The following is a 13701-nucleotide window of genomic DNA, read 5'->3' as shown; positions in this document are numbered from 1 at the left end:
AATAATTGATAATTGACAATTGATTAATTGGGTCTAAGACCTCTTCGTTTACGAAGAAATTAAAAAAGATTTTCCTTAATTTCAATCCTCTTCTTTTAAGGAGAGGTCATTATCCATTGTTCATTATCCATTGTCAATTTGTGAATCTTACCAGTACCTCAAGCCCTCTGGCACAAATTTAAAGTACAAACGTTGAGGGCAAAGTAGGGAAAGCCATCACAGTAACCACGATTTGTTGGCAAAATCAGCCGGCTTATCGCTTTCCTTTTGAATTGGTCGTCCTAGAATGCGGGTTTGAGGACGCTTGGTTTCTAAAGGTCGTTTGGTCTCTACAGGTTGCTTTTGATTCACTTTGATCGCTTCATTCTCTTGTTTAAGTGTATCAACCTCCTGGATCAATTTTTCATTGGCTTGGGCAAGTTGAACGGCGGCTTCTTTTGCTTGAGCAAACTCACTCTTGAGATGATTAATTTTCTTTAACTCATTTTGTAGTTGTTCAACGGATTCTTGCTGCTGCTGCAATTGTGTTTCTAATTCCGTAATTTGTTTTTTCAAATCACGTTCTCGTTGCTCCGCTTGTGCTAAACTATCCTTTAAATCAACCAAAGTGGTTTCTTGGTTTTGAGCTTCCTCCAGTGCTTGCCTCAATTCCGCAACGGTGGCTTCTAGGTCAGCTTTTGTCGAATTCGAGCTTCTCGTTGTACTGGTTCTCCGGCTAGTTGCCATAGTTGATGTCTCCTCTGTTTCAGTATTCAGTTCGTCGGTATCGTCAACATTTTGCTGATGCGGGGATGGCGATTTTTCCACCTCTTCCCGTAGCAAATCAGTTAAACGTTTTTTAGTCATTAGCACCCCCAATTATGGTGTATTTCATCCGCCACGCGGCGATAATCAGCTTGAGCTTCACGGGCATTTTCTCCCCGCCATTGAGTAATCGGTATCCCCTGTAGGGCGGAGCGTTCGTGGGCTTTATACGCCCGAATAAACGTCCCGAATGCAGGAACGCCGAGTTCCCGGAGTGTGGTTTGAGCTTCTAACGCTTCCCGACGACTACGAGAGTCTACCCGGGTTAAGAGTACCCGATGGGAGGTTCCCACAGGCGCGATCGCACGGCGCACGGTTTCCATCAAAACCGCTAAATCCATCGGTGCGGGAGGTGTGGGTAAAACAATATAATCTGCGATCGCGACAACTGCATTCAAGGCTTGCGATCGCAGCGCGGGCGGCGTATCCACAACGGCTAACTCGTAGCCTTTCAGGGTTTGCAGGCGACTCAAGAGTTGAGGATTGGTTTCTTTAGCGACATCAAACCCGATTTTTCCCTCACTCCGTTCCACCCACCAACTCGCTGAACCTTGGGGATCAGTATCCACTAATAAAACCTGTTTCTTCTCCGCTAGTACGGCGGCTAAGTTAACTGAGGTCGTGGTTTTGCCCACACCTCCCTTACCATTAATGATAGCGATTATGCTGGTCATTCGTCATTTGTTCATGTCATTTGTCATTCATCATTTGTTATTTGGTTGGGGCGGGTTTAGTGACATCTTGGTCATTGGAAACAATAGTGGTGAAACCCGCCCCTACACAGGTTTTATCGCTTTGGGTAATGCTCCTTGCATCTTACTTAACCACTCAATTAAATTTTCTAACTGTTTGTTAGCTTTGAGGACGCCTAACCCCCGTACTGTTACTTTACCAGGAGAATAGACAAAGCGCGATCGCAAATTTTCGGGTAAGTTCTCTTTCAATAAATTCCACGCCGGTTCCTCCATGGGCGTTTCCAGAACAATGTGCTGTTTCCCTTCGGGTTTAATTCGACTAAATCCTAGAGACTTCGCCACCTGTTTGAGTTGTACAATCCGCAATAATTGCTCAACGGGTGCGGGTAAAGAACCATAGCGATCATTCCAATCAGCCGCAATTTGGGCTAACTCCGACTGGGAATTCGCCGCCGCCACTGTCCGATACGCACTCATTTTTTGCTCCAAATCGGGAATATAATCAGCCGGGATAAAGGCGGTGATATTCAAGTCAATCTGCGTATCATCCACTTGGGGAATTTCTTGTCCTTGAATCTCGCGAATGGCTTCTTGCAGCATTTCCATATACAAATCAAAGCCAATCACATCCATTTGTCCCGACTGTTCCGCCCCGAGGAGATTTCCCACCCCCCGGATTTCCATATCCCGCGTCGCGAGTTGATATCCCGAACCCAACTGAGTAAACTCCTGAATCGCCCGTAAGCGCTTGCGAGCAGGGTCAGAAAGCGTTTCTCGCTTCGGATAGAATAACCAAGCGTGTGCTTGAACCCCAGATCGCCCAACTCGTCCCCGCAGTTGGTAGAGTTGGGCTAGACCAAAGCGTTGGGCGTCTTCAATCAGGATAGTATTCACTCGCGGAATATCTAACCCCGATTCAATAATGGTGGTACAAATGAGGATATCCGCATCCCCGTTACTAAAGGTGAGCATTGTCGCTTCTAATTCCCCTTCTGGCATTTGCCCATGGGCGATAGCCAGTCTCGCCGCTGGTATCATTTCCCGCAGTTTAGTAGCTACTTCTTCAATTCCCTCGACTCGGGGGACAACATAGAACACCTGTCCCCCTCGATCTAATTCCGTGCGAATCGCGGTACGAACCGCTTCTGGATCATAAGGGGCTAAATGGGTTTTAATGGGACGCCGGGAAGGGGGTGGTGTGGTAATCAAACTCATTTCCCGCACCCCAGATAGGGACATATATAAAGTACGGGGAATGGGTGTAGCGGTTAAGGTAAGCACATCGACTTGAGTTTTTAGAGCTTTAATTTTCTCCTTTTGGTTCACTCCAAATCGCTGTTCTTCATCAATAACTAACATACCTAAATCGCGGAATGTTACACCTTTTCCTAATAATTGATGGGTACCCACAACAACATCTAATTCCCCAGTATTGAGGCGGCGCTGAATCTCCTTGCGTTCCTGAGCAGTGCGGAAACGGTTGAGTAATCCCACATGAATAGGATAGGGAGCAAAGCGTTCTTTTAGAGTGTGGTAATGTTGTTGAGTCAGAATCGTGGTTGGGGCGAGGAAGGCGACTTGTTTGCCGGAGGTAATCACTTTAAAAATTGCCCGCAATGCCACCTCAGTTTTCCCAAACCCCACATCCCCACAAACCAAGCGATCCATGGGGCGATCGCTCTCTAAATCTCGCTTCACATCTTGCACCGCCTTGAGTTGATCTGGGGTGGGTTGGTAGGGAAATGACTCCTCTAGTTCATCTTGCCAAGGGGAATCCACGGGAAATGCATAACCGGAACGTTGACTGCGTTGAGCATAGAGCTTGAGTAAATCAACCGCCAGTTTCTTAATGCTTTTGCGAACCCGACTTTTGGTCTTTTCCCAGGCTTTGCTGGACATTTTATTCAGTTGGGGCGCAGGGCTATCGGCGCTGCGATAGCGAGACAAAACCCCCACCTGATCAGCGGCTACCCGCAATAATCCATCGGCATATTGTAAAACTAGATATTCACGGGTTTCATGGTTAAGGGTGAGGCTTTCTAGCTTGACAAATTTACCAATCCCGTGATTTTTATGTACCACATAATCCCCAGGGGTTAACTTATTCGGGTCAACCTGTTTCGAGGCGGCGCGGCGTCGTTTACGCACATAACTGGGGGTAGCGAGGGTATGCTGCCCAAAAAACTCGCGATCGGTAATGACAACAAGGCGAAACGTAGGCAGGATAAAGCCTTCGAGTTCCGCTAATCCGGAATATTTGACCGCCACGGGTGTTTTCTGGCTTTGCAGTTTATCAATAGCGGGATAGTCACGGGGATTAGGAACAAACTGGGCGGGACAATCATGTTCCTGTAAAAGAGAGACAGAACGACTAGGTTGAGCAGAAATCAGCCAAACCGAAAACTTGCGATCGCGTTCACTGCGGACAATTTCTGCAAGTTTGGCAAATTGGTGCGGTGTTGCGGGAATCGGGCGGCTGGCTAAATTCACCGCCGTCTCATTAGTTGCTTCTGCCAGTTCCGATAAATAGACTGTAGAGACGTGCCATGGCACGTCTCTACATGGCGCGTCTGGGTCATATTGACGATGGAGAGGGGGAAGAGGATGGGCTAATGTATCTAAATGATCTTGGGCATGTTCCACCCAGCGATCGCAATGGGCGCGACATTGTTCGGGTTCGTCAATGGCAATAACGATATTATCAGGTAAATAATCCAATAGAGAGGCAGGTTTCTCAAAGGCAATACCCAAGAAGCGGCGACTCCCTTCCAGATGTCCCCCGGCTTGCCAAAGTGCCTGTTCCTCTTCCTCTAGATGGATTTGAACCTGTTGAACTTGGGTATCACTGAGGGCATCGGTAATAATGGGGCTAAAATCAGTAGGGGTAAGTACCAGTTGCTCAATTTTATCTAGGGAGCGTTGGGTTGCGGGGTCAAATTCGCGCAGTTGTTCGAGTTCATCCCCAAACCATTCCAAACGCACAGGTAATTCAGCCGCAACTGGGAAAACATCAACAATATCACCGCGCCGACTCCACTGACCTTCCATTTCCACCAGTGGCACTCGATCATAACCCAAGCGTGCTAATTGTTGATCGATTTCTTTAGTGTCCCAACTTATACCTCGGTTGATTGTCAGGCAGTAGGATGCCAAGGCGGCGACGGGTGGTAAATGGGGTTGAAGTGCCCCATGAGTGGCGACAATTGCCAGTCCCTGGTGCTTTGTCTGTCCATTGTCCGTTGAAGTCCCTGGGTTAGCCTGATCAGAACTTGACGAATGACCAATAACCAAATCGGCTAATACCTGCATTTGTCCCCAAGTCATTTCCGATTCTGGGTTAAAAGGTTCGTAGGGTGACGCTTCTGAAGTGGGATACAAAAGAACCGTCTGCCAATTCATCGCTTCCAATTGCGCCGCCCAGCGACTAGCTTCTTCCAACGTGGCACAGACAACCAAAAGATTACGCCCTGCGGCTTGGGCGATAGCAGATGAGACTAACCCCTTAGGTAGACGAGCAATCCCATTCAGGTGCAAAGACGACTGACGATTCAGTTTAGAGAGGAGTTCACTCGTCAGAGGCGATCGCTCCAGAGTCCGAATGATAGAAGAGAATGCCATGATTCACCGCACGTTATTAGAAATAGACAACCCAAGCCGCCATCCATCGGCTTATCTCATTGTAGAAGCCTTAGTCGAGGCAGATTTACTCACTTATGACTCAAAAGAAGCCCCGACACCAAACCCCCAACCTGATTCACCCCACACCCAATCTCCCGATCAACCCCTCTGCGTCCCTCTGCGTGAACCTCTGCGTCCCTCTGCGTTAAAAAAACTATTCTATCGCCACCCTCAAACCTTGCTCAGGAAGGGTTTCCTCCCATGGATAGGAGTCAATTGGAACCCAGACACCAAACCGCAGACGCTTCTGGCATCACATCTCTACAGCCAAAACCCAGAACTCAAGTCATGCTTAATACTAGAACCTGAGAAATACATTCTCCCCCATTCCCAGCCATTACACTCATGTCCTCTGTCTCTCGCGAAATTGTCTTTATCCTTTTACTAATCGGACTCAATGGTATCTTTGCTATGTCAGAGATGGCAATTGTCGCCGCTCGCCAGGTGCGCCTGCAACAATTAGCTAATCAAGGTAATTCCAAAGCTCGCACGGCTTTGGAGTTGACCCATTCCCCGAATCAGTTCCTCTCCACGGTTCAGATTGGGATTACCCTGATTGGTATCCTCGCCGGTGCCTTTGGCGGTGCGACTATCGCCGAACAACTCGCTACCCAATTAGAGGGGATTCCCCTACTTGCCGCCCGGGCAGATGCGATCGCGTTATTTGTTGTCGTGGTGACGATTACCTACCTGTCTCTGGTTATCGGGGAACTGGTGCCTAAGCGATTGGCACTGAGTAACCCAGAATTAATCGCCACGGCGGTAGCAGCACCGATGAAATTTTTGGCAAAACTCGCAGCGCCTGCGGTTCATTTATTAAGCTATTCCACGGAAACAGTATTGCACCTGTTGGACATAGCCCCTTCCCAAGAACCGGCGGTAACCGAGGAAGAAATCAAGATTTTAATGCAGCAAGGCACAGAAGCAGGAACCTTTGAGCAAGTCGAACAAGACATGGTGCAGCGAGTATTCCGGTTAGATGATCAACGGGTTAGTGGCTTGATGACGCCTCGTCCCGATATTGTCTGGCTAAATTTAGACGATTCCTCGGAAATGAACCGCCATAAAATGATGACGAGTTCCCATACTCGTTTTCCGGTTTGTCAGGGGGGAATTGACAATGTGCTGGGTGTTGTGACAGTCAATGCCTTACTTGCCCATTGTCTGGCGGGTTATCCTCTAGATCTAACCTGTTGCTTGCGGCAGCCATTATTTATCCCCGAAAGCACTAGGGCGCTGAAAGTACTGGAGTTATTCAAGCAATCAGGACCCCATTTGGCATTGGTGGTGGATGAGTATGGAATAATTCAAGGATTAGTGACACTCAATGATATTTTAGAAGCCATTATTGGTGAAATTCCCTCTTTTGATGATGCGGATGAGTTGCACGCGGTACAGCGGGAGGATGGTTCCTGGTTAGTTGATGGCATGTTATCCGTTGAAGAGTTCCGCAAACTATTTGGCATTGAGGAGTTACCGGGAGAGCAACGGGGAAACTATCATACGTTAGGCGGTTTTGTGATTACTCATTTAGGTCGCATCCCTACAGCGGCTGACTATTTTGAATGGGGAGGGTTACGGTTTGAAGTGATGGATATGGATGGCAATCGGGTGGATAAGGTATTGGTGGCACCGTTGCAAAAAGAGTTTTATCAGCGTTCTAATGATGTGTATTGAAACTCATACCAAGTTGCATTCAAAGATATAACTTTCCCTCCCCCTGCTTCCCCTGCTTCCCCTGCTTTTCCTGCTTTTCCTATCTACTATGTTTGAGAACAACTCGGTATAAGGCTGGTGGGCAATGCCCACCCTACGGTCAATAGGAGGATGTCACCGAGTCTCGATATCGTACAAATGGCAGAGAGTTCGTAGTTTTTGTTTGACACGCTCACGCACATTCTCTGGCGACAGAACCTATAAGTTAATGAATGTTAGCAATATGCACCTTTTAGATCCGAATCAATCCTATACGTTTAGTAAAATTTTTGAATTAAGGATTCTTGCCGATGAATTAGCCAATGAATTTGGATATAAATTAATTCGTAAGCGTTTGACATTGCCTCAATATCAGTCTGAGCTAGAGCAGTTAGAAAACCTCAAGAACCGCATTGAATCCGTGCTTCCTTACGTTGATTTATCAAGTGAAGCTTCTCGACGTGAAGTCTTGATTTCACAGGTACTTTTGCAGTTAGTTCAATATACGAAATCTCAACTAAGAATTGAATATCCTATCAAAGTGAACGAGCAATTACAAGGTTACTTAGATTACTTACTCAGAAACGAAACAGAGTTGCTAGTCATTGAAGCGAAGCGCGAGGATTTAGACTACGGTTTTACACAACTTGTAGCAGAAATGATCGCTCTCGATCAATGGGATAGAACTCCTGAACAATCCATTTTGATTGGTGCAGTCACTACTGGCACGGTTTGGCAATTCGGCTGTTTACATCGAAAAACTAAAGAAATTGAGCAGGTATTAAATCTTTATCGAGTTCCAGATGATCTAGAGCCACTCATGCGAATTCTTGTACAGGCTCTAATTGCATAGTCTTTCCAACAAGTATTAACCACGGGGCGGGTTTAGTCACATCTGGATGCAACCGAAAAGATAGTAGTGAAACCCGCCCATACACAGGTTGCGCCACTTCTGAAAGGCTTGCTACATAAGGTTTTTAGCCAATTTCTTTATAGTCCTCTTGCCAAGTCTCGGCTCTAGAATGCTATAATTAGAGGAGGCAGTCGCCAATGAACATTGAAAACTAAATACAGCAAGCTTTTCAAGTGCCTGCGGTTCCAATGACATTGAATCCCTATCAGGGATTGAAACACTAGCACCTTATTTAGGACTTACGCTTTCTTGACGGCACAGGCGCTACTATATGTGGCGCCCCTACTATATGTGGCGTTTGTGCGTAAGTCCTGATTAATAGGTAGGCAACGGGGGTGGCGACTCTAACCGCAGTGGCGCCAAATAACGACTCTTAACTACACTCGTCGGCTTCCAGGGTGGATGCCAATACATCTCTTGAATCACCGCTTTATCCTCATCCGGTGACCAGTGAAAACGGACAACGCTAATATTATTACAGCCGATAATTTCCTCACCCTCTTGTAACCAGCGATTTCGCCATAACCATGAAATAGAACCTAATAAAACCTTTTGCCATAAGGGTGACTTCTGGTGCAATTCTGGCTGTGGATGTCGCTTCAGCCAAGGTACTGACTCCGCTTTTTGGCGTTTACTCCATTCTGTGCGATACCGCCAATCGGGTTGCGATCGCTCATCCTTGAGGGCGACTTGCCACGCGATGTCCCAATTCCCTTGAGGCACCTGGATTTGCTGCCAAAAAGGTCCTTCACCGGGAACAGGCAGATCCTGGATTCTCACCTTATCGGGAGTGGTGATAATTTCCAGCAGTTGCGGCGATTTCTCCCATCCCACCCAATATTGGGGTTGTTCTAATAGCAGTGACTTGACTTTAGTATGAACTAAATAGGTCTTAAACTCAGCATTTTTAATCGCACTAGAGGTTAACTGAACCAGCACAGAAGCAGATTTAGGATTTTGGCTCTCTTGAGCTTCCTTAACCCGCGATGGCTCGTCTTTACAGTCTTCCTCGGCTTCCCAGATGTAGCCTGCTGCTTGTCTCTGGAGTTCCCCACAGGGATGGGACCAATAATTGAGGCGAACCACCGAACCATAGTGAATATCCCCCGAAAGCAACACGATGCGATCGCGTCGCTGAAATAGCGCGGTTAGCAGCTTAGTAAAAGCGACATCGTGAAAGTTCCACGAATCCCCCACATCTGTGCCAAACACCTTCCCCTGACGCCAATACCACTGTTGAGCTAAATCCACTATCGATGCATGAATTAAGTTTGTCGGTAAAACAATTAACGTGGCTTCAATCCGCGACTCACCCGCCGCTTTTAGCTGATCGGTTTTGTCTAGAGAGTCTTCAATTTGCTGATCAAAGGCTGTCGGGGATAATAGCATGGGCGGCGCGATCGCCTTTTTCTCTTCCATGGGAAAACCGCGCCACGTCCGCGTATCTAATACAATAACTTCGTGTTTAAAACTCCTCACGCTATAGTGCCAGATTAAGCTAGGAGTGCGATCGCCATAGTCTCGATTCAGGATTAAAACCGTCCCATCCTGTTTCAATTTCGGCAATCCCGTTTCAGCATCAATCCCAGGTATTCCCAAATACTTCCCCATCCTCTCCCAGGCTAATTCATCCGTCCCGGCGGATTCTGACCATTGTTGCAACGCCTGCCATAGTTGATCTCCCGGTTGTCCCGAGGTAAACTGTTCCGGTGTATTTCCCCACCCCTGACACAGAGCATAAGCTATCAGTCCATTTTGTACCACTCGTCTGCCCAGAGGTTTACCCAAAACCCGATTACACCACTCCCGATTCAAATACCAATCATCGCTAACATCGTGGTCATCAAAGATCATATAGGTGGGGATATTCGCTAGCGATCGCCGAACTTGCCACAAACGGCTAGCAAACTCCTGAATCGCCTTAACTTCCTTATCCCAGGTTTTCGGCTTTTTTCCCCTGATCTTGCCCTTAGCAAAGGGATTCACCCAAAGGATTGGCGACCAATAAAACAGATACATCGCCAAATATTCACCCAAACTAAACAGATGACTTTTGGCGCGTTCAGGTTGATTATCCAGCATCGCCGTCAAGCCAGCATATTTATGGGCAATTTCCGTGCGCTGTCCGGGTTTCCACTCACTCACTTTTTTCTGGGAATACCCCTTGACAAAATCACCTTTATAGGGCAACTTTTCCTCCCAACCCAGTAAGGTAGTCCCCACATCCCCCAGGGCGGCTAACAACGGATCAGCCACATCATCCCCATAAATTTGATCGCCGGTTAAGAAAAGTTGATGGGGTCTACAATAGGGTTGAGCGGCTGACTGTTCTATCAAGCCATCCAGCAGGGGTAGGGCATCTTGTCCCTTACCGTGGGCTTTACGACAGGAACCGTGAACGATCCGCAGATGATTTAAGTCATCCGGCGGCATAGCAAATGTGGGCAGATTGTGTTCTAAATAGCTAATCGTGATGAGGGGGAAAACCTCTCTGGCGTTGAGGGCATCGTTAAGGGTTTGATTGCGATCGCCAAATTCCAAATCGTAGGCATAAATCTGTCCCGGTTCGAGTAAATCTCCATCCACAGGTTTAGCCGTCACGGCGACAATATGCAGGTATTTGCCAACAGCTACAGTAGCGCGTGATCCAGTAAGCCGTTCTTGATCAATGGTTTTACCCTGACCGTCGATCGTGGTATAAACTCGAAGCGTGACTATACTCGGCGCTTTCAGTGCCAGCCAAACCGTGACGCCATCAGGATCAGTACGCCGCAAGATTGGACCTGCCAAAATGAGCGGCAGATGGGGGAGTTGTTGCTGAAATTCGCTGTAGGCGTCGAGCAAGGGCAAAGCTAAAGGGTTGAAGAATGAGTTGTCATACAGACTTTATAATAAGCCAAAACGCCTTTAAATTGTATAGTGTTCAATCGGGTAGAATATAACTCGTCTTAACCAGGAGATGAGAGAGAAACGCTTTGGTGATGAACAATTTATTAAAAGGCATCAATGTCTACCTGATTGGCATGATGGGTGTCGGTAAAACCACCGTAGGGCAACTATTGGCAAAAGAACTCGGCTACCGTTTTGTAGATACAGATGTTCTGATCGAGCAAGTGGTAGGTAAAACAATTAACCAAATTTTTACCGACAGTGGAGAGGAAGAATTTCGCCAGTTAGAAGCTAAAGTCTTGTCAGAAGTATCTGCTTACACTCAATTAACTGTTGCCACAGGTGGCGGTATCGTGCTGCAACAAATGAATTGGAGTTATCTACGCCAGGGTTTAATTGTCTGGTTAGATGCACCTGTAGACCTATTGATAAAGCGTCTACAAGATGATACCACTCGCCCATTATTGCAAACAACCGATCCAGCAGCAGCACTGCAAAATTTGCTTGATAAACGGCGTCATTTATATGCAGAAGCCGATCTCCACATTCTAATTAATGCCAGCGATACACCGGACGTGATTACATCAAAGATAATAGCAGCCATTCCTTCAGTCCTCAAATAAAATTAAATGAGTAGGTTGGGTCGAGGGACGAGACCCAACAAACAAAAACTCGATGTAAATCTGTTGGGTTTCACTTCGTTCAACCCAACCTACAAAGGCTTTATAATAAGAAACTATTTCCATTTGTTTAAGATATCCTTGACTAAAACTTCTTTTAAGAAAACCTGAGCGACGACAACAATGGGAAGTGCCAGAAATAAACCCAATATTCCGAAGAATATAGCAAAAGCCATCTGAGATAATAACGTAACGGCTGGTAGCAAAGACACCTGCCTTTGCATAACCAGCGGTGTTAAAATATTACTTTCAATCTGCTGAATTATTATATATAAAACTACCACCGCTACAGCTTTCCAAGGCGAATCCAGTAAAGCCAATGCCACGGGAGGGATTACACTTAAAGTGGGACCCAAATTAGGGATAAATGTAAAGATACCCGCTAACAAACCATTCGCCAGTGGCAATTGCACCTGCAAAATCCATAATCCCAGCCCACTAAATATAGCAATTACCATCATATTAAATAGGATACCGACTGCCCAGCCTCCCAGGGTATCTTCACATTCGTCGAGAATCTCCTGAACTCTGTGGCGATAAAACGCGGGAAAAAGGAGGATAAAAACTTGGCGGTAAGGTTCGGGATTGGCGAGTAACATAATGGTTACAACCCCAACTAACAACATGTTCAAGACTAGACCAATTGAACTATAGAATAGATCAAAAAAGTTGCCAAATAGTCTTGTTGCCCATGAACGTAGATCTTGGGTAAAGACTTTCAAGCCACCAATCTCGTCTAAAAGTCCATCGGGAACCACATTTCTCACCCAGTTTGCCCATTGAGGAATTTGTTGTAATCCAATCGGAACTAAATCAATTAATTGCTGAACTTGATCAACAAAGGGTGGTACAACCAGGACAAAAAAAACAGCCAGTAATCCGAGGCAAAACCCCACGGATATAATAACAGCGAAAGTGCGTTTGAGCCGAAAGCGCAGCAGAAATCGTACCAGGCGGTTCAGTGTAGTGGCAAACACTACGGCGGCAAAGCCTAGCAAAATGACCGTTTTAATCCTCCACAGAATATAAACCGAGATAATAAAAAAGAATAATCCCAGCAATGAACCTAGACGCACAAATTTGCCTCCACTCAAGAGTTAGGTTAACCGGATAAGCTGTCATGCATTTAAATTGGGAATGGGTAGCGAACAAGATGCTCGCACTACAAGGATGAGAGCCATTATTGAGATTAAGGTTTAAATGCCGAACAGGATTCTAAACAATTATCCTACCTAGGGTAGAAGCGGTATGTTGCTTCTTTTACCCAGAACGAGAGATGTTTACCTCTAAGAGTTGTGATAGCACAGTGATGTTGGTGGTAGAAATGCCAGAATTGCTAAAACTCTAACTTTCCATAGACGATAAACTTGCCTCGGTATGCTTTGCTAAGGTAGGACTGTTTATCAATAATAATGCTTTATGACATCTACTTCACTAACAGAACCAGCAATTGCTACTTTGGTACTGACAAACGCTGTCGAAAAAACAGGTGAACAAATGCAAGGACAGTTGATTGAACAACGTCACCAATTATGGCATCTACTTCAAGATAGATTTCCCACAACGGCAACTGAGATAGAACTCACTGAGCAACAGCCATTAAATGGCAATCAAGCGGCTCGCATCGCCAAACATCTAGAAGAAGTCGCCAAAACAGACTCAGAGGTTGCTAAAAGCGTTCAATCTATAGCGGATACCGTACAGTCTCAACCAAAGAGCCTGGATAAATTCACGCAGATAGCCCAAGAAATTAAGATGGAAGTGCAGGGCGCGATCGCGAATAGAACCAACTTAGATTTATCCTAATACTTTTAATCTTTAATTTCTGCTTAGTCCGCGTTAGCGTTAGCGAAATTTGAGGATTAGTCTAGCGTGGCATAGGCTAGGCGGATATAAACTTACTACGCATTCAAATCCTCCTCTTCCCGATGAGATTCCCCGTCCGTCCCCCTTATAGATCCCCCTTGCGTCCCCCTTTAGATCGGGAGCATGTCAGTTTTGCACAAAATGTTCTCGTAGGTTGGGTTGAGGGACGAAACCCAACAGGCTAACGATGGCGTTGGGTAACGCTTACGCTCCAACCAACCTACTCTCGTTGACATGCTCCCTGTAGATCCCCCTTCCGTCCCCCGGTAGCTCCCCCTCCCGGCCCCCGTGGCGGTCCCCCGGCTGCCCCGGGGAGATGCGCGGGGGGCCGGGGGATCTATAAGGGGGACGGAAGGGGGATCTATAAGGGGGACGGAAGGGGGATCTAAAATTGTTTGTGTCTATTCCCATTCTCGCCATTGGTTTGCCCAGTTTTGGAAAATGCCCAGAATTTGCTCCCGTCGCTGTTCAAAATTAGCGG

The 13701-nt window shown here is 46.6% G+C and carries 10 protein-coding genes; 5 read left to right on the top strand and 5 right to left on the bottom strand.

Features of this window, described 5'->3' with window-relative positions; all coding sequences use genetic code 11:
• Window positions 1–216: 216 nt before the first annotated feature.
• The 3 genes from RIM23_RS30485 to mfd form a co-directional block, all read right to left on the bottom strand.
• Entirely contained in the window at window positions 217–846 is a 630-nt protein-coding gene (locus RIM23_RS30485) for a hypothetical protein (protein WP_446372222.1), read from the bottom strand.
• Window positions 846–1478 carry a ParA family protein gene (locus RIM23_RS30480; protein WP_446372220.1) on the bottom strand — a complete coding sequence of 211 codons (633 nt, stop codon included), beginning with the start codon at window positions 1476–1478 and terminating at the stop codon, window positions 846–848. Before RIM23_RS30480 ends, RIM23_RS30485 begins: the two co-directional genes overlap by 1 nt.
• 102 nt (window positions 1479–1580) lie before the next feature.
• Window positions 1581–5117, bottom strand: a complete 3537-nt coding sequence (mfd, locus tag RIM23_RS30475; protein ID WP_446372218.1) for a transcription-repair coupling factor — start codon at window positions 5115–5117, stop codon at window positions 1581–1583.
• Between mfd and RIM23_RS30470 the strand changes: the two genes are divergently transcribed.
• The 3 genes from RIM23_RS30470 (at window position 5116) to RIM23_RS30460 (ending at window position 7725) form a co-directional block, all read left to right on the top strand.
• The gene (locus tag RIM23_RS30470; RefSeq protein WP_446372216.1) at window positions 5116–5565 is read left to right on the top strand and encodes a hypothetical protein; all 450 of its coding nucleotides are present in this window, start codon (window positions 5116–5118) and stop codon (window positions 5563–5565) included. The two genes, mfd and RIM23_RS30470, sit on opposite strands and share 2 nt — an antisense overlap.
• A complete protein-coding gene (locus tag RIM23_RS30465; protein WP_446372214.1) occupies window positions 5523–6854 on the top strand; it encodes a hemolysin family protein in 1332 nt (443 codons plus the stop codon). Before RIM23_RS30470 ends, RIM23_RS30465 begins: the two co-directional genes overlap by 43 nt.
• Window positions 6855–7116: 262 nt before the next feature.
• On the top strand, window positions 7117–7725 hold the full coding sequence (locus RIM23_RS30460) for a hypothetical protein (RefSeq protein ID WP_446372226.1): 609 nt from the start codon (window positions 7117–7119) through the stop codon (window positions 7723–7725).
• Window positions 7726–8100: 375 nt separating this feature from the next.
• On the opposite strand, the gene RIM23_RS30455 is transcribed toward RIM23_RS30460, so the two are convergent.
• Window positions 8101–10635: a PhoD-like phosphatase gene (locus RIM23_RS30455; protein WP_446372212.1), complete on the bottom strand. Its 2535-nt coding sequence runs from the start codon at window positions 10633–10635 to the stop codon at window positions 8101–8103.
• Between the two features lie 131 nt (window positions 10636–10766).
• Here RIM23_RS30455 and RIM23_RS30450 point away from each other — a divergent pair, with 131 nt between their 5' ends.
• A complete protein-coding gene (locus RIM23_RS30450) occupies window positions 10767–11297 on the top strand; it encodes a shikimate kinase (RefSeq protein ID WP_446372224.1) in 531 nt (176 codons plus the stop codon).
• Between the two features lie 113 nt (window positions 11298–11410).
• On the opposite strand, the gene RIM23_RS30445 is transcribed toward RIM23_RS30450, so the two are convergent.
• Window positions 11411–12430: an AI-2E family transporter gene (locus RIM23_RS30445; RefSeq protein ID WP_446372210.1), complete on the bottom strand. Its 1020-nt coding sequence runs from the start codon at window positions 12428–12430 to the stop codon at window positions 11411–11413.
• Between the two features lie 343 nt (window positions 12431–12773).
• Here RIM23_RS30445 and RIM23_RS30440 point away from each other — a divergent pair, with 343 nt between their 5' ends.
• On the top strand, window positions 12774–13160 hold the full coding sequence (locus RIM23_RS30440; protein WP_446372208.1) for a hypothetical protein: 387 nt from the start codon (window positions 12774–12776) through the stop codon (window positions 13158–13160).
• Window positions 13161–13701: the final 541 nt, after the last annotated feature.

This window comes from Coleofasciculus sp. G3-WIS-01 (genome assembly GCF_040223135.1).
Taxonomy (GTDB): Bacteria; Cyanobacteriota; Cyanobacteriia; order Cyanobacteriales; family Coleofasciculaceae; genus Coleofasciculus.
Note: the sequence above shows the minus strand (reverse complement) of the source record. Positions and strands in the feature narration are given on the sequence as shown.